This is a genomic window from Tunturiibacter empetritectus, assembly GCF_013410875.1.
Taxonomy (GTDB): domain Bacteria; phylum Acidobacteriota; class Terriglobia; order Terriglobales; family Acidobacteriaceae; genus Edaphobacter; species Edaphobacter empetritectus.
On the sequence record NZ_JACCCU010000003.1, the window covers coordinates 406874 to 427568 of the forward strand.

Genomic DNA, 20695 nt, shown 5'->3' on the forward strand with positions numbered 1-20695 from the left:
ACGAAGGCTTGAAACGCATGTCATCTGGACACGAACATAACGGCGGGCAACACGATCACTCCCACCACGGGCCGCGAGTACTGCCTGCGTCGCTTGCTGCGCCGGAGATTCTCTCGGCGTGGCGGATGCGCGCATTGATTGTCTTTGCGGTTGCCTCGATTCTGTCGATCTTCTTCGCCTTCACCCACGAGGGAAAGAATCATATCCTCCGCGCCTACCTGTTGGGCTATATGATCTGCTTCAGCTTTGCGGGTGGTGGGCTGGTGATGTTGATGCTGCAGTATGTCAGCGGAGGCAAGTGGGGCCTGCTGCTTCGGCGCCCGCTAGAGGCGATGTCGCGCACGATCTGGCTGGTGGGCCTTATGTTCGTGCCGATCATCTTCCTGTGGAAGCATCTGTATCAGTGGGCAGCGTTCCCGACAGCTGGAGCCGTGGCTCAGGCGTTGTCGAATCATGCCGTGTCGCTTGAGCAGGCGATGACGCTCAACGACAAGAGGGCCATGTTGAATCCGGCAGCCGCAATCTTCCAGACGGTCGTGATCTTTGCGATCCTCGGCCTGTTCGTGTTTCTACTGAACAAATGGTCGCTTCAGCGCGACGCCGATCCAGCGCGCGGGACTGAGCCAAGCTTTGATCGCTGGCGGGTGAAGTTTGAAAATCTGAGCGGCATTGGCATTTTGATCTACGTCATTCTGCTCACTGATGGCGCGATCGTCTGGATCAAGTCACTGGACATTACCTGGTACTCGTCGATCTGGGGGCTGCAGTTCTTGGTCGGACAAGGGTACGCGGTACTCGCGCTCGGGATCCTGACGGTGATTCTGCTGTCGCGGTTTGAGCCGATGAAGACGATGCTGAGGGCGACGGAGCAGCACGACCTGGGCAAGCTGGCGTTCGCATTTGTGATGCTCAACATCTACCTTTGCTTTGCCGAGTTCCTGATCATCTGGTCGGGCAACGTGCCGGACGAGATTCCCTGGTACCTGAATCGAATTCATGGTGGATGGTGGTATGTCTGCTCTCTGGACTTCATCTGCCATTGGCTGATTCCCTTCTGCCTGCTGTTGTCCCGCGATTTGAAGCGGAACAAGCAGAAGATGATCTGGCTGACGTGCTTCATGATCTTTGCGCGCTGCGTGGATATGTTCTGGCTGATTGAGCCAAACTTCGCTGATGCCGCGGGTAATCTTCACCTCGCCGGGAATGTTGGAATTCTTGCCTATATCACTGTGCCCGTAGCTGTGATCTCGCTGTGGGCGGCTTACTACATGACGCAACTGCAAGCACGTCCTTTGCTCAATGTGAACGATCCTCACGTTGAAGAGATGTTGGAGCCTGAACATGCCCACTAACGATCACGAGATGCATCAAACGCCCGGCCCGCACGACCAGCATGTTCGCGATGCTGACTCGCCGGGATATGAGACGACCGACGTCAACGCCGGCGGTGTGGCTGTGTTTCTGGCTGGCCTGTTCGGGTTCGTGCTGGTCTTCTTTGTCTTCTGCTTTGTGATGGGTAAGGTCATCAACTCGGCGATTGAAAAATCGGATGGGCCAACGACCAAGTGGAACAAGCTGTCGGACTTTGCTGGTGCGGAGACGACCAACGGCAAACGTCAGGACCTGGCCAGCAACCCGGAGATGCAGCAGAAAGAGTTTCAGCAGATGACGTCGACCTTTCCGGAGCCACGCCTGGATATCGATGACGGCAACCAGGCGACGGCAGATATGCATGCCCGCGAGGATCTGCTGCTTGACAACTACAGCGTAACTCCTGCGGAGAATGGCTCGATTCGGATTCCTATCTCTCGTGCGATGGAGTTGATCGCGCAGCGTGGCTTGCCGGTCAACAGCCAGGCAGCAGCAGCTACCGTAGAGATGGCTGGAGATGAGAAGCCGGTGGTTTTGGCTCCGTTGACCTCGGGATTTGCCCGGACTGGATATGAGCTTGAGGTTATCGAAGCGCGGGAACAAAAGATGAGCTATGGCAAAGCGGAAGCAGCTAGCCAGGCAGAGCTTACTCCAACGAAGTAAAGAGTTTGCTCAGGCAGATTTAGCATAGAGAGATATATGAGATACGGGCGAACAATTCGGGGTGGGTGGCAGGCGGCGATTTTCTGCTGCGCGCTGTTGAGCGCCCCCCTGTTTGCCCAGGTCACTAGCTATGGCGATAAGCAGAGTGGCGATAACTCCGGCGATCAGCTGCCGCAGGTGCTGCAGAAGGTTGGGGTTTCGCAGCATCTGAACCAACAACTTCCACTGGACGCTTCGTTTGTGGACGACACAGGGAAGACTGTAAAGCTGGGGGACTACTTTGGAAAACACCCTGCAATCCTTTCGTTGGTTTATTACAACTGCCCCATGCTGTGCTCTGAGGAACTGGACGGATTGACCAGTGCGCTGGAGATGGTGAAGCTAACGCCTGGGAAGGACTTCGATGTGGTCATCATCAGCATCGATCCGAGCGAGACGCCGGAGACTGCAGCTGCGAAGAAGGCTTTTTATGTAAAGCGCTACGGGCGTCCGGAGACTGCCCCCGGCTGGCACTTCCTTACGGGGCAACGGCCGGCGATCGATGCGGTCACGAATGCGGTCGGTTTTGGATATGTCAAGGTTCCGGGACCCGATGGCAAGCTGACGCAGTTCGCGCACGCCAGCTCGATTGAGATTGTTACGACAGACGGAAAGCTGGCGCAGTACTACCTCGGCGTGGAGTACTCCCCGAAGGACATACTGCTGGGCTTGATTGATGCTTCGGGCAACAAGATTGGTTCTCCGGTTGCGAACATTTTGACCTACTGCTATCACTACGATCCGCAGACGAACAAGCAATCCCTAAGAATCGCCCGCGTGGTGCAGCTCGGCGGGATCGTAACGGTGGCAGGGCTTGGCGGATTCATGTTTTTGATGTTCCGGAAAGATGTCAACTCCGCGCGCGAACACGACCTGACTAAGAAAGAAACGGATAAAGGGTAACGATGCATATCAGTCCAGTCCTGTGGCAATTTTTGGTGAAGTGGCTCAACGCTTCGGCGCTGTTTCCGCGCGAGGCGTCGACCATCGCGCCCTACGCTGACGCGCTCTACTTCTTCCTGCTGTTGATCACGGTGGTTGGTCTGGTGCTGGTAGGCGTCCTGGTCTTCGGCTTCTCGATTCGCTATCGCAAGGAGAAGCACCCGGTCGCGGTCCAGGTGGAAGGCTCGACGCTGCTTGAGGCGACCTGGACCATCATTCCTCTCGCTCTGTTCCTGATTGTGTTTGTCTGGGGCGCATTGTTGTACTTCCGCATCTACAATCCCCCGACCAATGCGATGAATATCTATGTGGTCGGCAAGCAGTGGATGTGGAAGGCGGAGCATCCCGGCGGGCAGCACGAGATCAACGCGCTACATGTGCCAACCGGTCGTCCCGTGCAGTTGACGATGATCTCGCAGGATGTGTTTCACAGCTTTTCTATTCCCGACTTCCGCGTAAAGCGCGAGGTGATTCCGGGGCGCTACTCGACGGTCTGGTTCCAGGCCACAACTCCGGGAACTTACCATATCTTCTGCACGCAATATTGCGGGACGAATCACTCGGCGATGATTGGCGAAGTCACTGTATTGAGTCCGGATGACTACGACAAGTGGACACAGGAGTCCACCAGCGGGATGTCGCTAGCTCAAAATGGCGAGAGGCTCTTTGCCAGCATGGGGTGCAATGCATGCCATTCGGGTAGTGCGGCGGCTCGCGGGCCAAATCTTGCGGGTGTTTACGGCTCGAAGCTGCAACTGGCCAGCGGGTCGCAGGTTCTGGTCAACGACGCCTATCTGCGTGACTCGATCCTGAATCCGTCACAACATATTACGGCTGGATATGCGCCGATTATGCCGACCTATCAGGGACAGATCAGTGAAGACGGCCTGATCGATCTGGTCGAGTACATCAAAGCTATGCAGAACAACTACCGTGTGCAGCAGACGCTGACCACGTCACAGTCGAACCAAGCGGCGCCGACAACGCCAGGGACGGTGAAGCCATGAGTGCAACCCACACAATCGTCAACCTGCCTGATCAGAGAACGGCTACGCTTCCGAAGCGTAACTATTTGAACAATGAGGATGGGCTGCTCAGCTGGTTGTTTACTGGCGACCACAAGCGCATTGCGATCCTATATCTGATCTCGATCACGTTCTTCTTCTTCATCGGGGGTGCGTTTGCGGGTCTCATCAGGCTTGAACTGCTGACACCACAACCCGATCTGGTGGCTTCAGATACATACAATAAGTTTTTCTCCATGCACGGCATCATCATGATCTTTCTCTTTCTGGTTCCGTCGGTACCGGCGACCTTGGGGAACTTTCTGATACCGATTATGATCGGCGCGAAGGACCTGGCGTTTCCAAAAGTGAATCTGCTGAGTTGGTACCTGTACTGGATTGGCGGGTTGTTCACGATGGCCGCACTCGTTCTGGGTGGCGTAGATACGGGCTGGACGTTTACTACTCCTCTGTCGACGCATTATCTGAACACCCACGTAGTGACAGCCGCCACGGGGGTCTTCATCATTGGATTTTCGTCGATCTTTACTGGATTGAACTTCATCGTTACGCTGCATCGGATGCGAGCGCCTGGCATGACATGGTTCCGACTGCCGCTGTTCTGCTGGTCGAATTATGCGGCGTCCATTCTGATGGTGCTTGGCACTCCGGTTTTGGCGATTACGTTGGTTCTAGTTGCGCTCGAGAGACTTGTCGGTATCGGCGTCTTCGATCCGACTAAGGGTGGCGATCCGCTCCTGTTTCAGCATCTTTTCTGGTTCTATTCTCACCCTGCGGTATACATCATGATTCTGCCGGGTATGGGTGTGATCTCTGAGGTGATTAGTACCTTTAGTCGCAAGCGGGTGTTCGGTTATACGGCGGTCGCATTCTCGTCGGTGGCGATTGCTCTGTTCGGTTTCTTTGTCTGGGCTCACCACATGTTCATCATGGGTGTGTCGAACTACTCGGCACTCGTGTTCTCTCTGCTGACCATGCTTGTGGCGGTACCTTCTGCAATCAAGATCTTCAACTGGGCGTTTACGCTGCAGAAGGGATCGATCACTTTTGAGACTCCAATGCTTTATGCATTTGGGTTTCTGGGGCTGTTCACGATTGGTGGTATGACGGGAGTGTTTTTGGGCGCCTTGGGCATGGACATCCATCTGACAGAGACGTACTTTATTGTTGCTCACTTTCACTTTGTGATGGTGGGTGGGATGTTGATGGCGTTTCTTGCGGGTATCCACTTCTGGTGGCCGAAGATGACCGGGCGTATGTATCCTGAGTCGCTCTCCAAGCTTGCCGCGGTAACGACCTTTATCGGATTCAACCTGACCTTCCTGCCGCAGTTCATTCTTGGCTACCTGGGAATGCCACGGCGCTACCATGCATATCCGCCCGAGTTCCAGGTGCTCAATGTACTGTCAACTGCGGGAGCTACCGTACTCGGTGTCGGTTATATGTTGCCGCTGCTGTACCTGGGGTGGTCGCTGAAGTATGGTGCGATTGCAGGCAATAATCCATGGCAGGCCACCGGACTGGAGTGGCAGATTCAGTCGCCACCGCTGACAGAAAACTTTATCGAGACGCCCGTCGTTGATCATGAAGCTTATGACTACGAATGGCTCGCCCACAAGACTGCACAAGAGGTGACGACCGTTGGATAATGCGATCGTAGCTACGCATCCACACACGCACGAGACTGCGGTTGCGGCAGAACATGAGCACGTCGTTCTGCCACAGCACCGCCATCACTTTGAGACGAAGGAGCAGCAGCGCGAGGCTGCCACATTCGGCATGTGGCTGTTTCTGCTGACTGAGATCATGTTCTTTGGTGGTTTGTTTTTCGCCTACCTGCTGTACCGCAACTGGTACCATGATGCGTTCGTCGTGTCTTCCAATCAGCTCAGTATTCCTTTGGGCGCGGCTAACACCGCTATCCTTATCAGCTCGGGGTTCTTTATGGCGCTCGGGGTGTGGGCTGCGGAGGTGCAGAAGAAGGGGCTTCTTGTTCTTTTTCTGGTGCTCACGACCTTCTTTGGGGTCGCCTTTCTCGGGATCAAAGCGGTTGAGTATCACGAGAAGTGGGAGAAGCATCACATCCCAGGCGCACACTTTGATGTCTCCGAGTTCATCAATCCCCAGGCGTATGGATTGAAGGAGAAGCCGCTCGCACCGGATATGGCACAGAAGACGCAGGTCTTCTTCTTTCTCTATTTTGCGATGACGGGCATGCACGCGTTCCACATGATCCTGGGAATCGGGCTTTTGTTCTGGCTTACATGGCGTGCCAATCGGGGGGAGTTCTCGTCAGGATATGTCGCGCCTATCGAAAACTTCGGATTGTATTGGCACTTCGTGGATATTGTCTGGCTCTTTCTGTTCCCATTGCTTTATCTGATCAACCGACACCCCGGCTCCTAGCCGCGACTGCAACGCCGTTTTGGCTGGAAGGAGAAGACCATGTCCGAGTATCACGATCCGTCGAATGTAATCAATCCGGAACACGCCGATCATCACATCATCACGCCGGTGACCTATGGAATTGTTTTTGCCACCTTGCTGGTCTTTACCGGGATTACGGTAGGCGCGGCCTATGTCGATCTAGGGATCTTCAATCCAGTCGTCGCGCTAGCTATTGCGAGCTTTAAGGCTGTCGTCGTGATTCTGTTTTTCATGCACGTCAAGTATCAGTCCAACCTAATTAAGCTGACGGTTGCCGCTGGATTTTTTACCTTTTTGGTATTGATCACCATGACGATGAGCGACTACATCAGCCGGGCGTGGGGACTCTGGTAACGCAAGTGGTTGTTACAGGGATGCGGCCTTCGGGTCGCATTTTTTGTTGCTGTCGAAGCTGTGTAGCCACATGCTCATATACTCGAGTTATGTCCATTGCCGGATCGTCTTTGTCGCAAGAGTTGCTTAGCTGGTCAAAAAACTCCCGTGTGACGATGCGGCGAGATGGACTGCCGGACCCCAACGGCAAATGTGTTGTGTACTGGATGCAAAGGGCGCAGCGAGGCATCGATAATCATGCTGTCGATCTCGCCGCTAAAATCGCGAACCTGCTTGGCCTCCCGCTTGTAGTTTATTTTGCAGGAATCTCTAACTTTCCCCACGCGAATCTACGGCACTATGTCTTTCTCAATCAGGGGTTGCCGGATATCGAGGTTGACCTTGCGGCGCGAAATATCTCGTTTGTTATGCGCCGTGCGCCGCGTGAATCGCACGAGCAGCTGTTGTCTGATGTACATGCCGCGTTTTTGATTGGGGATGAAAATCCAATGCGCGTCCCGGAGCAGTGGCGCAAGGATTTGGCCTCGAAGATCAAGATTCCGTTCTGGACTGTCGATACGGATGTTGTCGTTCCTTCGAAGCTGATGGAAAAGGCTCAGTATGGGGCATACACAATTCGGCCGCGCTTATACCGCCTTCTGCCGGAGTATCTACACCCCTACGAAAATGTTCCTGTGGAACGCGCATGGAAACGACCTCGGGCATTTTATGCCGACTCCGTTCATGAGGACATGACGCGCGACTGGAAGGACCTCGATCGTAGCGTTCTGCCTGTTGAAGCGTGGAAGGGGGGGACTCATGCTGCGCTTCGGCGTCTCAAACTTTTTACGGGAGAGCTTCTGGAAGATTACGACACGCAGCGGAATCATCCAGAGACGGATGGAACTTCCTGCATGTCGCCTTATCTGCACTATGGACATGTCGGTCCCATCACGATTGCGCTTGCCGTAGAAGCGGCTTCGAAGGCGAACCCGAAGTTAAAGCCTGCGCGCGACAGCTACTTCAACGAACTGATTGCCTGGCGCGAACTGGCGGTCAACTTCGTGCGCTACACGCCGAGCTACGATTCGCCTGATTGCGCTGAGCACTGGGCAAAGACGACGATTGCCGAGCACGCCCGCGATGAACGAGAGCATTTGTATACGCTTCGCCAACTGGAAGATGCACATACCTATGACGACCTTTGGAATGCGGCCCAGATTCAGATGGTTCGATATGGCTGGATGCATAACTACCTGCGAATGTACTGGGCAAAGAAGATCCTGGAGTGGACGCCTGACGTCGCCACGGCGATGAAGTACTCCATCTATCTCAACGACAAGTATTTTCTCGATGGCCGTGACCCGAACGGATACGCGGGGATTGCCTGGGCGATTTTGGGGAAGTTCGATCGTGCCTGGGGAACGCGGCCTATCTTTGGCAAGATTCGATATATGTCCGGAGCGTCGACGGGAAAGAAGTTCGATTCGAAAGAGTACATGCGGCAGATGAAGGTCCTGCCACAGCAGGGGTCGCTGGCATTTTAGGAGTTCCCTAAAAGTTTTATTGTCAGACTACTCTGTCCTGTTCTCGGTTGAGACTGGTCAGCAGATGTCTTGTGCCCATCCTCGAATAAAAACCTACAACTAAGATGAGATTGTGGCGTTGCTGTAGCTAATGGTAGATTCGAGAAATAGCGGACGGTGCTTGGTCTTTCGTTGCATCGTGCGGTTGGAACTTTTTAAAGAAGCGGCCACAGAGCCCCGGTAACCCTAAGCACGGAACGTTTATGAGAGATTTCTCATCCCGTTCTGGCACTGCCTGTCGTATCTTCTCCTGCTCTAGCGTTGACTCATCCGATGTCAGCTTGCAGCATCAGTGTTAGCTGTCTTTCACGTTGCGGATCACACGCTATGGGCCTGGTTGTATCGTCACAACACGAGCGTCTCGCAGATCGCCTCTCCTCCAGGGCGAGTCGCTTCTTTTCAGCAGTCGTTTTCTTTATCGCATTGACCGTGCCTGCTATCGTCTTCGGTCAGCTGTCCTTCGCAGCGGCGGCTGAGCAGCATGAAGGCGGAGAGCTTTCGGCTAACTCCCCCTCGTCTCACACGATCGGGTCGCGTCGCTTTCTCGGTGGCCGTACTCTCGTCGGGAACACGCCCGCTGCACAAGCCATGGATGCCGCTCGTCAAAAGCATGCGGCGATGTTGGTACAGCAAGCTGCTTCGCCGCAGTTGTCGAGTTTGAGTGCGCCGTGGCAGGCAGTAGGGCCGAATCAGGTTGCCAGCATCGCCTATGGCAATGTGACTGGCCGCGTTACGGCGATTGCGATCGACCCTGCTGATCCAACAGGCAATACGGTGTATCTAGGTACGACTGGCGGCGGAGTTTGGAAGTCGATCAATGCGGCTGGACCATCGGTCAGCGTCGCCTTTGTCCCGCTAACGGATACGCTGCCGGTCTTCAGCCCGAATGCGGGAACCGCTGCGATTCCGTCGCTCAGCATCGGTGCGATCAGTATTCATTCCGGCGTGATCCTTGCCGGGACCGGGGATCCTAACGACGCCTCCGACTCTTTTTACGGAAGCGGGTTGTTGCGCTCGGCAGATAATGGGGTAACGTGGACGCTTATTCAAGAGTCGCAGGATGGCATTGCGGGCAACCACCTCTTCACTGGACTCGGCTTCGCAGGCTTTGCATGGAGTACGGCGACGCCAGGCACTGTTGTTGCAGCGGTCTCGCAGGCGGCTGAGGGTGTTCTCGTCAACGCAGCCGATGCGACGAACAGCGTCATGGGGCTCTACTATTCGACTGACGCGGGTGTGACCTGGCAGATGTCCACGATCATGGACGGCAGTCAGCCGGTACAGACGCCACAATTTCCTAGCCAACTTCTCGGTGGCAGAGCGGCGACGGCAGTTGTCTGGAACTCCGTTCGCCAACGTTTTTATGGTGCGATTCGTTATCACGGGTACTACGAGTCGGCAGATGGTGTGACCTGGACGCGGTTGACGAACCAGCCTGGGCAAGGACTCACTGCGGTGAACTGCCCAACGGATCCCACATCGTTGGGCAGCCCATCGTGCCCGATCTTCCGCGGGGCGCTTGCCGTGCAGGCCAACACAGGCGACACGTTTGCGCTGACGGTTGATCAAAACAATCTCGATCAAGGGCTGTGGCAGGATGTATGTGGTCTCTCCGGAGCAAACTGTGGCAATGGAATCATCACGTTTAGCAGACAGTTGCCGTCGGCTGCACTGGAGATTGGCAATGGGAGCACCGTCGTGCCGGAGGCAGACTACAACCTGGCGCTTGCGGCTGCGCCGTTGGGACCGGCTGGTTCGACCCAGGACACGATTCTCTATGCCGGGACGACTGATCTTTTCCGCTGCTCTCTCGCGGCGGGGTGTGTACTGCGGGACACTACCAATGCGCTGAATGGATGTGCTGCACCTGCACAGGTAGCGCCGGCTCAACATGCGATCGCCACGATGGCTACGGCCTCGCAGCCGCTGGTTTACCTTGGCAACGATGGGGGTCTCTGGCGATCGACCGATGGTGTGAACCAGCAGTCAGCTCCATGCTCCTTCGATGACGCAACGCACTTTCAGAATCTCAACGGCGGTCTTGGTTCGCTGGCGGAGGTCATCAGCTTCGCTCAGCATCCTACTGATGCCGGTACCTTGCTCGTCGGCCTTGGTGCGAATGGCACCGCAGCTACGGCGTCTTCCGGAGCGAGCTCGTGGCCGCAGCTTTCAACGGGTGAAGGCGGTACCGTTGGAATCGATCAGAAGAACCCTTCTTTGTGGTACGTATCCACTGCTTCTGGTGTGAGTATTCGTCAATGTTCCAAGGGAACGGGCTGCTCGTCTGCGGACTTTGTGGGCACACCGACGATTGGACCTGCGCAGGTTGATGGCGATAATTCAGTCATCGACGCTCCGTGGCTACTTGATCCCGCTCTCCCGTCCAATGTTCTTATTGGGACTTGCAGGGTATGGCGCGGCCCAGCGAGCGGTGGGTCTTCGTGGCCTTCCTCGAACGCCATCAGCAGCTTTCTGGCCGGGCCACAAGGCACATCTTGCGTCAGTACAAATCCGGTTCTGCGGTCCCTGGCTGCAGGCGGGGTCATAAACAATGCATCTTCTGTGCAAGACTCTGGTTCTCCGGTCCTCTATGCCGGTATGGCGGGGAAACTCGATGGAGGCGGCAGCGCTGGAGGCCATCTCTACTCCATCACTACGGCAGGCACCGCAAGTAGTGCGACAACCTGGGCTGATCTTGCAACATCACCTGTTACAAATAGCCAAGGAACCGGATTCAACCCGGGAGGCTTTGATCTCTCGGCGGTGGCGGTAGACTCCCATGACGCGAGCGGAAAGACTGTCTATGCGACAGTGATGGGGTTTGTGGGAAACGGGATCAATACAGAGCACCTCTATCGTTCCATAGATGCCGGTGCACATTGGAGCAACATTGGCAGCAACCTGCCTAACGCTCCGGCCAACAGCGTCGTCGTCGATCCGAACGATGCCAATACGCTTTACGTTGCGATGGATACTGGCGTGTACGTTACGACCGCGGTGACGACATGCACCATTGCCAATTGCTGGAGTGTTTATGGCATCGGCTTGCCGAATGCCCCTGTCGTAGAGCTTGCGGCCGCACCAGCCATGGCTACCGGTGATGGACGCACTGGTGAGTTGCGCGCTGCGACCTATGGCCGCGGGTTGTGGCAGATTCCACTCGTGACGGCAGCGATTGCAGCACAACCGACGATCAGCCTAAATCCGACTTCGCTCACGTATAGTGCACAACCTATCGGCAATGCGAGTGCGGCGCAGATTATTACAGTTACAAATATGGGACTCGCGCCGCTCACGATCAGCCAGATCGCTGTTACGGGGGATTTCACCGAGACTGCCAACTGTGTTGCGGGACCCATCGCTATAAACTCGACGTGCACGATTCAAGTAGTCTTTCTACCTACTGCGACTGGGGGGCGCAGTGGGGTTCTTACTGTCTACGGCAACGTTGCCGGCGGCCAAGCGACCGCGACACTGTCAGGTACTGGACTAGCTGCTGCGGCAATTGTTCTCGACCCTGTTGTGCTCACGTTTCCTTCAACAACTCTCAACGCAACCAGCCCGGTTCAAAACATTACTATCTCCAATACAAGTAATAGCGCGGTGGGCCTGCAGAGGGTGATCGTAAACGGGGGCGATTTCAGGATCACGGTCAATACCTGTGGTCCGAGCCTTGGGCCAGGGGTTGGGTGCACAGTTGGAATTGCCTTCACGCCTAGCGCGTCCGGCACTCGAATTGGAACTTTAGCCGTGACAGATGATGCAGGAACTCAAACGGCGTCGCTGAGCGGAGTTGGAACATCTCCTGCAACCGACGCACTCTCGCCGCTGACACTCACGTTTGGGGCACAGCAGGTAGATACTGCGAGCGCCACCCAGCAGATCACTCTATCCAATACGGGAGATCTGCCATTGACTCTCATTGCAGCACAGGTCACGAGCGGAGACTTCACAGTCGTCAACGCCTGCGGCAACTCGCTGAACCCGCACTCCACTTGCTCCATGAACGTCGCCTTCGCTCCGAAGGACGTTGGCCCTCTCAGCGGCGTGCTTTCGATATCGGACCAGTATCGAACCCAGACGGTCACGCTAAACGGGACCGGCATTGCACCGCCCGGTGTGTCACTGGCGCCTTTCTCGATGGTTGTGTTCCCTCCTACAGGTGTTGGGCTTCAGTCTGCTTCACAAACCATTACGTTAACCAACAATGTCGGCGCCCCGCTCTCGATACAAGGCATCTCGCTTACGGGAGACTTTGTGATTTTGCCGAATAGCAGCACCTGTGGAGCGACCGTTGCTCCCGATGCTGCATGCGTGTTGCAGGTCGCTTTCGCGCCGACCGTTGGTGGTCCGCGTACTGGGTCGCTTACGGTGACAGATAGCGCGGGCAATTCACCGCAGGCGCTTTCGCTTACGGGACCGGGTGTGGACTTTACGCTTACCACCAATGGGATTACCAGCGTCACTATCATGAGCGGTCAGAATGCTGTCTTTCCCTTGCTGCTCAGTTCGGCGTCCAATGTCTCCGGGACAGCAAAATTCACCTGCTCGGGAATGCCTGCTAACTCGACTTGTAATATCACGCCTTCCAATATTCCGCTCGGTAGTACGACTACTGTTTCTGTAACTGTGTTGACGGGCGTAGCCTCTGCTTCGTCCAACCGTCCTTTCATCGGTCGCTCGGGCGTTATTTTATTTGTGGCTTTGTTCCCGCTTGGTTTGCTGGTGCTTCGTCCAGCGCGCCGCTCCAGTGTGGCTGGTTTTGCTCTGCTTTGTTTACTGCTTGCAGCAAGCGGTTGTGGTGTGGGAAGGGAGATTCCTTTGACGAGTGGATCGAACCCTGGCGGGCCTTCAGGCCCACCAACGGCGGCGGGGACTTACACCGTGGTTGCGGCGGCAACGAGTGCTGGCTTGACGCGAAGTGTCAACCTCACGCTCATCGTGCAGTAGCCGTTCGAGTGTCGATGCTTGCTTCAGGCTGACTGTCCAGCGCTCACTCCAGAGGCCCATGCCCACTGAAAGTTGTAGCCTCCCAGCCATCCGGTCACATCGACGACCTCGCCGATGAAATAAAGGCCGGGCACCTTGCGGCTCTGCATTGTCTTTGCATCCAGTTCTACGGTATCCACGCCACCCACGGTGACCTCGGCCTTGGCATAGCCTTCGGTGCCGGCGGGAGTCAGAGGCCACTGATGGAGATGCTGTTCCATCTTCGCTAAGGATGCGTTTGTCCAGTCGACTGGATCGTGGAGCACAACCCATCGCTCTGCCATGCGAGACGGCAAGACGGCGCGTATCGCGTTCGCTGCTGCGGAGGCATCTCTTCGTGCATTTCTCGCCAGCAATGGGGCAAGGACGTTCAGATCGGGCGCGAGGTCTATGGTTATGGCCTCGCCCGGCTGCCAGTACGACGATGTCTGCAGGATTGCTGGCCCGCTCAGCCCCCGATGTGTGATCAACATCTTTTCACGGAAGCTTCCTTCTCGTGGCCGTGCTCTCGCTTGAGCCACCACCTCGGCTGATAAACCAGCCAGGTCGCACCACTGCTCGCGATCCTCGGCGCTGAAGACGAGGGGGACTAAGCCCGGTCTGCACGCAACGATGCGCAGGCCAAACTGCTCGGCCAGTGTGTAGCCGAGTGTGGTTGCGCCCATCTTCGGGATGGAGAGGCCTCCGGTGGCGATGACCACCGACTCGGAGTGAAACGCTGACTCCGAGGTACGAACTTCGAGATAATCGTTGCGCTCGACGGAGATGGCTTTGGCTCCGAGGATGATGCGGATACCGGCCTCTGCGCACTCGCGCTCGAGCATGGTGACGATATCATGGGCGGAGCGGTCGCAGAAGAGTTGTCCCAGCGTCTTCTCGTGGTAGCGGATGCCGTGTCGTTCGACCATGGCGATCATGTCGGACGGTGTGAAGCGCGCCAAAGCGGACTTCGCGAAGTGGAGATTTTCTGAAAGAAAATTTTCTGGGCGGCAGTGGATGTTGGTGAAGTTGCAGCGGCCTCCGCCTGAGATCAGGATTTTTTTCCCGACGCGTTCGGCGTGATCGAGCAGGACCACCCGGCGTCCGCGCTTGCCAGCTTCGATGGCGCACATCATTCCCGCCGCGCCGGCGCCGAGTACTACGACATCAACCTTCTGCACGTGCGGTTTTGTGGTCATTCTCTATCGGAGATTCTGTGGCTCGCGTGATTTTAGATTCGTCAACGTGTGGAGGCAGCGTGACCTTCTTCGGACTTGCGATTTGAATTTGGTCGCTTGCGTTTTTTGTTACCCCACCCGGGTGATGAGGCATTTGAGGTAGCTGGTCTCGGGGAGGGTGAGGATGGCGGGGTGGTCGGGGGGGGCGCCCCGGGTCTCGAGGAGCTGCACTCGGCGGCCTGCATCGGAGGCGGCTGAGGAGACGACCTCAGTGAACTCCTGCAGAGGGACGTGGTGGGAGCAGGAGCAGGTGATGAGGGTTCCGCCGGGGCGGAGCATCTTGATGGCGCGGAGGTTGAGCTCCTTGTAGCCGCGCATGGCGCCTTCGGCGGCGCGCTTGGACTTGGCGAAGGCGGGTGGGTCGAGGACGATGGTGTCGTATTGCTGGCCGGTGGACTCGTACTCGCGGAGGAGCTCGAAGGCGTCGGCTTCGAGCCACTCGATCTGGGCTTGAAGGTCGGGGTTGAGCTCTCGGTTGCGGTCGGCTACTTCGAGGGCGCTGAGGCTGGCGTCGACTCCGGTGACCTGACGGCAGTTCTGGGCCATGTGGAGGGCGAATCCGCCTTGATAAGTGCAGATGTCGAGCGCGGAGCCGGTTGCGTAGCGGGCTGCGGCGGCGTAGTTGAGGCGCTGGTCGAGGAAGGCTCCCGTCTTCTGGCCAGAGCCTGCGTCGAAGTGAAAACGAAGGCCGTTGATGGTGAAGATGGTGGTGAGTTGTGGTGTTTCGGTGGTGTCCTGATGGTGTGGGGGGTGGAGGGGACCGGGTGCGGGGTGGGCGAGTTGTTCGAGTTCGCGGATCTTTGGGTCGGGGCGCTCCCAGAGGGTGATACCCCCGGTGTCGGGGTGTATGTTGGGGCGGAGGCGGTCGCGCAGGACTTCGGTGAGGAGGTTGCGGACGTCGTCCTGTGCGGTCCCCTGGGTGAGGAGTTGGAGGATGACGAGGTCGTTGTAGCGGTCGGCGACGATGCCGGGGAGGTTGTCGGCCTCGGAGAAGATGAGGCGGCAGGCGTCGTCTTCCATGGACTCGGGGGCTACTTCGTCGCGGAGGGCGAGGGCGGCGAGGACTCGCTCGCGGAGCTGCTCGAGGTAGGCGGTTCGGGGGAGTGCGGCTTCGTTCGAGACGATTCTTACTGCGATCTGCGACGCGGCGCTGTAGAGGCCGGTGCCGAGGGGGATGCCGCGGCTGTCCATGACGGTGATGAGTGCTCCGGGCTGGATCTCGGTGGCGCCGATTGGGGGGACGAGGGATTCGATGTCTGACCGGTAGACCCAGAGGTGTCCGGCCCGGAGGCGGTCTGCGGCGCGGCGGGTGATGGCTGCGGCTGGTCCGTGCGGCTGGGCCGTGACGACTCGCGGGGCCCGATCTTCTACTTTTCTAAGCATCTTTCCATGGTCGCATAGCGTTTCTTCCGATTGGACCCCTCCCCCCTCCCCCTAAGGGTATCTTGGACGGAAGTTGTTTGATTTCAATTGTTTGGTGGGAGTCAGTGTCTGTAGAATATTGATTCTAAGTGAGTTGCGTGCAAAATACTTTGAATGAATGAGTTACGGGCCTATTATTACGAAAGACCCTTCGCGCAGCCGGGGGACCTTTTTATCTCTCTGATTCAAGTATAGCGGTTGGAGCATAACTAATACGCCATGCGAATGTGCTGGATTGACGCGGGGATCTGCTGTTCGGGGGCTTGACAAGGATTTTGGCAAGCGGTCGGGGGATGGGACAGTCGCAAAACTCTTGATCTGACGAAGACTTCACGAGCCTATAGGCTGTATCGACGAAACCCGGAACCAGTGACCAGAGTTAGTCCCGCATAGGACACGTTGGATTCGACGGTTTGTGTTATTCGCTTGACCATAAGAGTTGTCTTATATACATTCTTCATAAGGATTTGCTTATGACGACAGAGGACCAGGTATTCAGAGCTATTGCGCATCCCGCCCGAAGAGCGATGCTCTCCATTCTTGCGCTCTCCGATCGTTCCGTGAAAGAACTCACCAATGAGTTTGCGATGTCACAACCTGCAGTTTCTCAGCACCTAAAGGAACTCAAAGAGGCTCACCTCGTTTGCTCCAATCGTGTTGGACTTGAGCAGAAGTACCGGCTAACTCCCAAGCCCCTTCGCTACATCATTGAGTGGTCAGCGCAATACCGTACTTTGATCGATCCTGCAGGACATTCGTGGTCTTTTGTCAGCGTTCCAGCTGCGACGCAGGTAACAGCACGTAAACGGAGGCAAAGTCATGGCAGTTAAGGGTTCTGTTCCCGCTGTTGGCGTTATCGTGCCGCATCTGGTCGTGCGGGACGCAGCGGAGGCGGTGGAGTTTTACAGTCGAGCGTTTTCAGCGACGGTTCTTTTCCGTTCCCCCTCTCCAAGCGGCAACGGAGAACACATTCACCTCAAAATCTGGGACTCTTTGGTTCAGGTTTCGACGGAAGAGCCGCGGCAGCGCGGAGAAAGGGCTGAGGGAGCCTTACTGGCTTCGCCAGAGACTCTTTCGGGTTCGACTTGTGTGTTCCAAGTCGGCGTGGCCGATGTCGATGAAGCATTCAAACGAGCCGTCGATCAAGGTGCGGTGCCTGTTCTTCCACCCACGGACATGTTTTGGGGTGACCGGTACAGCTGGATTAGCGACCCTTTCGGGCACGTCTGGGCACTTTCCAAGGTTGAAGAAGTGTTATCGAAAGAAGAAATTGAAGAACGCTTACGCGGATTCGCCGCGCAGATGAAAGGACAGACACTGTGAATGTACTTGGTCGATTTTTGCCACTTGTCTTCGCCATCTCAGTCGGAGCTCAGACCTCCCCTCAACCAGCAGATTCATGGCAACCCCTCAGCTTCCTTCAGGGCACATGGCAGGCGAAGACGGGAGAGGGTTCAACCGCTAAGGTCACTGGCACCTATGCGTTTACGAGGGAACTCAAAGGGCATGTTCTTGCTCGCCACAGTATTGTTGCTGGGTGTGCGGGACCTGAGGCTTTCGACTGCGAGCACGGTGATCTGCTTTACATCTTTGAAGAGAGGCCCGGTCAACCTTTGAAGGCCATTTACTTCGATAACGAAGGTCATGTGATTCACTACGCGCTCTCAACTCCAGATGCGACGACCGCGATCTTTCTATCGGAACCAGGCCCCGGTCCAAGATTCCGTCTCGTCTACCATCTCGAGCATGCCGTGATGTTTGGAAAGTTTCAGATGCAGATGCCCGGTCAGGAGGATTGGAAATCGTATCTGGAGTGGAGCGGGGGCAAGCAGTAGCCAGCGAGGGACTGCAGATTCTTCGACTGTTTGACTAACGTGGGGTGAGGAAAGTAGATCCCTGTGGGATGACAACAAAAAACAGTGACAACGGCAAATACGGGGATTCTTCGCTTTGCTCAGAATGACGACAGAGAGGATAGGCAAGTGCAACTGAACAGTAACAGCAGATCCCCTTTGGGGATGACAACCAGAAACGCAACGGCAACCGCAAAGACGCTGCAACGACACGATAGTGGCAACGCAACTTGGCAACGCAACTTGGAAACGACAACAGCGGCTGGACACTACTCGGTGCGGAGGGCTTGCATGGGTTCGATGGAGGCGGCTCTTCGGGCGGGGAGGACTGCGGCTAGAGTGACCATCACTACGGCTAGAGCTACTGCTCCGATCAGCGTTATGGGGTCGGCGGTGGTGACGCCGTAGAGCTGGCTGCGGAAGAGTCTTGCGAGTAAGACGATGGATGGGAGGGCTACTACGATGGCGATGGCGGCGATGATCGACATCTCGCGGAGTACGAGCATGACGACTCCGCTGCGCTGCGATCCCAGGGCGAGTCGTACGCCGATCTCGCGGGTGCGCTGCTCGGTGGAGTAGGCGAGCACGCCGTAGAGTCCCACTGCTGCGAGCAGGATCGCGAGTGCAGAGAAGCCGACGGCGAGGAGAGCCAGGGCGCGTTCGTCGGCGGTGATGCGATCGACCTGATCGTCCATGGTTCGCATGCCGTCGACGACGAGGGTGGGATCCATTCCGTGGATGGCCTGGCGGATTGCTGATTCGACCGCTGCGGGAGACTGGCTGGTGCGTGCGTAGATCTTAACTCCGGATGGATGCGGCGTTTGCGGATAGGGACGATAGACCGCCATTCCCATGTCGGTGCGCAGATTCTGGTGTTTGATGTCGCCCACAACTCCGACGATGGTTGTGTCGGGTAGCGCTGGAGTCTCGGAGCGGTCGGAGCTCTCGGAGATCAGGTGGCCGAGGGCATTCTGCGCCGAGCCGAAGAATCGCTTGGCGAAGGTCAGGTTGACTACGGCTACCTTTGGAGCATCGTGCGAGTCCGCGACGGTGAACTCTCTGCCGACGAGCAGAGGCTGCTTCAGTGTAGCGAAGTAACCGGCTGTGATCCAGGGAGCTTCGAAGTCAGTCTTTTCGTCCTCCGTGGTTTTATGGCCTTCGATGGCGAAGCCGCTGAAGTGGGAGTCTCCGGCGAGTTCTGCATCGTTGGTGGCTGCGACGGAGAGGACGCCGGGGATGCGCTGCACGGCATCGAGCGCGTTGGTTACGGTGGGGACCATGCGGTCGGGTCCGTAGCCGGAGTCTGAGGGATCGAAGCTGAAGGTGGCGAGATGGCTGGTGTCGAAGCCCACCTGCTGGTGGTGAAGATTGTTGAGGGTTCGGACGAAGAGGCCTGCGCCGCCGAGCAGCATTACGCTGAGCGCGATCTGCACGCCGACTGCGACCTTGCGGAATCTCTGCGAGCTTTTGGATGCGGTTCCGGTGCTTTGGCGGAGCGCGTTGGCGAGGTCGGGACGGAGGAAGTGGAGCACCGGCGCCATGCTGAAGAGCAGGCTTGCGACCAGAGCTACGCCGAGCGTGAACAGGAGCACGCGGGCGTCGATGGCGCTGGAGTACGGCTCTTCGCCGGGATTGGCGCTGGTGAGAAGACGTACCAGAGTGTTGGTCACAAGCGGAGCCATGAGCAGGCCGGCTGCTGCGCCGACCAGTCCGAGGAGTCCGCCTTCGAGCAGGAGCTGCGAGACGATCCGGCTCTGCTTCGCGCCGAGGGCGTAGCGCATGGACATCTCGCGGGCTCGGCTGGAGGCTTTGAGGAGCAGAAGGGTTGCGACGTTGATGGCGCACATTGCGACTAACAGTCCGGCCATGCTCATCAGGATGATCAGCGGCGTCTTCAGCTCCATGCGGTCGGGGGCGAAGCCGGTTGAGTCGTCGAGGACTTTGAGCTTCGAGTCATCGAGGTAGCGTTTTTTGAAGTGGTCTGTTCTGTTCTTGTAGAGCGTGAGCTCGTACGCGCGCAGCGAGTGCCACAGAGGCTCGAGCGATGTCTGGGCCTGAATGGGAGAGACTCCCGGCTTGAGGCGAGCTACGAGTGTGAGCCAGAGGGACTGATGGTTGTTCAGGTTGTCGTGGGAGGCGGTTCCGGGCAGGACTGTTTCGACCATGCTGATCGGCATGAAAGCGCCGGGCTTGTAGCCTCCGATGGCTGACTGGAAGTTGGCTGGAGCGACGCCGAGGATGGTGAAGGGGTGGCCTTCGATGAGAACAGTCTGCCCGACTACGTCGGGTGATGCGGCGAAGCGGGTCTTCCAGTAGTCGTAGCTGAGAACCACGACAGGATTGGCGTTCTTCGCGGTGTCGTCCTGAGCGTTCATGAGGCGCCCGAAGGCAGGCTTGAGGCCGAGCAGGTCAAAGTAGTTCCCGCTGACGAGTTCGACATCTTCGTCCTCGGCCTGATTATGCCAGGAGATGCCGCTGCCAGCTCTGATCGCGGCAATCATCCCGGAGAAGACTTGATTCTGATCGCGGAGATCTTTGTACATGGGGTAGGAGAAGTAGTTGTTGAGATCGCCGCCGAAGCTGCTGGCCGAACCGGAGAAGCCGCCGGACCACTCGAAGCGGACGAGCTCTTTGGGGTGCTGGACGGGCAGCATGCGAAGAAGGGCCTGGTCGAAGAGGGTGAAGACGGCTGCGTTGGCGCCGATGCCCAGGGCCAGGGTGAGCACCACGGTCAGGGCAAAGCCTGGCGACTTGCGGAGCTGGCGGATGGCGAAGCGCAGGTTCTGGAGCAGGGTCTGCATAAAAAGGGGTCCTCCGGGCGGACAGCG

Annotated in this window: 15 protein-coding genes; 12 read left to right on the forward strand and 3 right to left on the reverse strand. The window is 57.0% G+C overall.

The window, feature by feature from the left end; genetic code table 11:
- Positions 1 to 17: 17 nt before the first annotated feature.
- The 9 genes from HDF08_RS19560 (at position 18) to HDF08_RS19600 (ending at position 13336) form a co-directional block, all read left to right on the forward strand.
- Positions 18 to 1352, forward strand: a complete 1335-nt coding sequence (locus HDF08_RS19560; protein WP_179640338.1) for a hypothetical protein — start codon at positions 18 to 20, stop codon at positions 1350 to 1352.
- Positions 1342 to 2034, forward strand: coding sequence for a hypothetical protein (locus HDF08_RS19565; protein WP_179640339.1), 693 nt, complete (start codon positions 1342 to 1344; stop codon positions 2032 to 2034). The genes HDF08_RS19560 and HDF08_RS19565 overlap by 11 nt, the downstream gene beginning before the upstream one ends.
- Before the next feature lie 36 nt (positions 2035 to 2070).
- Complete coding sequence (locus tag HDF08_RS19570; RefSeq protein ID WP_179640340.1) at positions 2071 to 2976, forward strand: SCO family protein; 906 nt, start codon at positions 2071 to 2073, stop codon at positions 2974 to 2976.
- A 2-nt stretch (positions 2977 to 2978) separates the two neighbouring features.
- A complete protein-coding gene (gene coxB / locus HDF08_RS19575; RefSeq protein ID WP_179640341.1) occupies positions 2979 to 4022 on the forward strand; it encodes a cytochrome c oxidase subunit II in 1044 nt (347 codons plus the stop codon).
- The gene (locus tag HDF08_RS19580; RefSeq protein WP_179640342.1) at positions 4019 to 5689 is read left to right on the forward strand and encodes a cytochrome c oxidase subunit I; all 1671 of its coding nucleotides are present in this window, start codon (positions 4019 to 4021) and stop codon (positions 5687 to 5689) included. Before coxB ends, HDF08_RS19580 begins: the two co-directional genes overlap by 4 nt.
- Positions 5682 to 6446: a cytochrome c oxidase subunit 3 gene (locus HDF08_RS19585; RefSeq protein ID WP_179640343.1), complete on the forward strand. Its 765-nt coding sequence runs from the start codon at positions 5682 to 5684 to the stop codon at positions 6444 to 6446. Before HDF08_RS19580 ends, HDF08_RS19585 begins: the two co-directional genes overlap by 8 nt.
- Positions 6447 to 6485: 39 nt before the next feature.
- Entirely contained in the window at positions 6486 to 6821 is a 336-nt protein-coding gene (locus tag HDF08_RS19590) for a cytochrome C oxidase subunit IV family protein (RefSeq protein WP_179640344.1), read from the forward strand.
- Between the two features lie 89 nt (positions 6822 to 6910).
- Positions 6911 to 8347, forward strand: a complete 1437-nt coding sequence (locus tag HDF08_RS19595) for a deoxyribodipyrimidine photo-lyase (RefSeq protein WP_179640345.1) — start codon at positions 6911 to 6913, stop codon at positions 8345 to 8347.
- 366 nt (positions 8348 to 8713) lie between these two features.
- Positions 8714 to 13336, forward strand: coding sequence for a choice-of-anchor D domain-containing protein (locus tag HDF08_RS19600; protein ID WP_179640346.1), 4623 nt, complete (start codon positions 8714 to 8716; stop codon positions 13334 to 13336).
- Positions 13337 to 13359: 23 nt separating this feature from the next.
- Here the strand turns inward: HDF08_RS19600 and HDF08_RS19605 are convergent, their stop codons facing one another.
- Both HDF08_RS19605 and HDF08_RS19610 read right to left on the reverse strand, forming a co-directional pair.
- Positions 13360 to 14553, reverse strand: coding sequence for a BaiN/RdsA family NAD(P)/FAD-dependent oxidoreductase (locus HDF08_RS19605; protein WP_179640347.1), 1194 nt, complete (start codon positions 14551 to 14553; stop codon positions 13360 to 13362).
- 108 nt (positions 14554 to 14661) lie between these two features.
- Entirely contained in the window at positions 14662 to 15975 is a 1314-nt protein-coding gene (locus tag HDF08_RS19610) for a class I SAM-dependent rRNA methyltransferase (protein ID WP_179640348.1), read from the reverse strand.
- 512 nt (positions 15976 to 16487) lie between these two features.
- Here HDF08_RS19610 and HDF08_RS19615 point away from each other — a divergent pair.
- The 3 genes from HDF08_RS19615 to HDF08_RS19625 are packed head-to-tail and all read left to right on the forward strand — an operon-like array spanning position 16488 to position 17849.
- On the forward strand, positions 16488 to 16844 hold the full coding sequence (locus tag HDF08_RS19615; protein ID WP_179640349.1) for an ArsR/SmtB family transcription factor: 357 nt from the start codon (positions 16488 to 16490) through the stop codon (positions 16842 to 16844).
- The gene (locus tag HDF08_RS19620; protein ID WP_179640350.1) at positions 16834 to 17337 is read left to right on the forward strand and encodes a VOC family protein; all 504 of its coding nucleotides are present in this window, start codon (positions 16834 to 16836) and stop codon (positions 17335 to 17337) included. Before HDF08_RS19615 ends, HDF08_RS19620 begins: the two co-directional genes overlap by 11 nt.
- Positions 17334 to 17849 (forward strand): hypothetical protein, encoded by a 516-nt coding sequence (locus tag HDF08_RS19625; protein ID WP_179640351.1) that lies wholly within the window; start codon positions 17334 to 17336, stop codon positions 17847 to 17849. The genes HDF08_RS19620 and HDF08_RS19625 overlap by 4 nt, the downstream gene beginning before the upstream one ends.
- 287 nt (positions 17850 to 18136) lie before the next feature.
- Here HDF08_RS19625 and HDF08_RS19630 read toward each other — a convergent pair whose 3' ends face one another.
- Positions 18137 to 20668 (reverse strand): ABC transporter permease, encoded by a 2532-nt coding sequence (locus tag HDF08_RS19630; protein WP_179640352.1) that lies wholly within the window; start codon positions 20666 to 20668, stop codon positions 18137 to 18139.
- Positions 20669 to 20695: the final 27 nt, after the last annotated feature.

Excerpts from the sequence above, each read along its gene's own strand:
- HDF08_RS19630 (WP_179640352.1), bottom strand. The coding sequence starts at position 20,668 with ATGCAGACCCTGCTCCAGAACCTGCGCTTCGCCATCCGCCAGCTCCGC.
- HDF08_RS19620 (WP_179640350.1), top strand. The coding sequence starts at position 16,834 with ATGGCAGTTAAGGGTTCTGTTCCCGCTGTTGGCGTTATCGTGCCGCAT.
- HDF08_RS19610 (WP_179640348.1), bottom strand. The coding sequence starts at position 15,975 with ATGCTTAGAAAAGTAGAAGATCGGGCCCCGCGAGTCGTCACGGCCCAG.
- HDF08_RS19570 (WP_179640340.1), top strand. The coding sequence starts at position 2,071 with ATGAGATACGGGCGAACAATTCGGGGTGGGTGGCAGGCGGCGATTTTC.
- HDF08_RS19590 (WP_179640344.1), top strand. The coding sequence starts at position 6,486 with ATGTCCGAGTATCACGATCCGTCGAATGTAATCAATCCGGAACACGCC.
- HDF08_RS19595 (WP_179640345.1), top strand. The coding sequence starts at position 6,911 with ATGTCCATTGCCGGATCGTCTTTGTCGCAAGAGTTGCTTAGCTGGTCA.
- HDF08_RS19565 (WP_179640339.1), top strand. The coding sequence starts at position 1,342 with ATGCCCACTAACGATCACGAGATGCATCAAACGCCCGGCCCGCACGAC.
- HDF08_RS19560 (WP_179640338.1), top strand. The coding sequence starts at position 18 with ATGTCATCTGGACACGAACATAACGGCGGGCAACACGATCACTCCCAC.
- coxB (WP_179640341.1), top strand. The coding sequence starts at position 2,979 with ATGCATATCAGTCCAGTCCTGTGGCAATTTTTGGTGAAGTGGCTCAAC.
- HDF08_RS19605 (WP_179640347.1), bottom strand. The coding sequence starts at position 14,553 with ATGACCACAAAACCGCACGTGCAGAAGGTTGATGTCGTAGTACTCGGC.
- HDF08_RS19580 (WP_179640342.1), top strand. The coding sequence starts at position 4,019 with ATGAGTGCAACCCACACAATCGTCAACCTGCCTGATCAGAGAACGGCT.
- HDF08_RS19615 (WP_179640349.1), top strand. The coding sequence starts at position 16,488 with ATGACGACAGAGGACCAGGTATTCAGAGCTATTGCGCATCCCGCCCGA.
- HDF08_RS19600 (WP_179640346.1), top strand. The coding sequence starts at position 8,714 with ATGGGCCTGGTTGTATCGTCACAACACGAGCGTCTCGCAGATCGCCTC.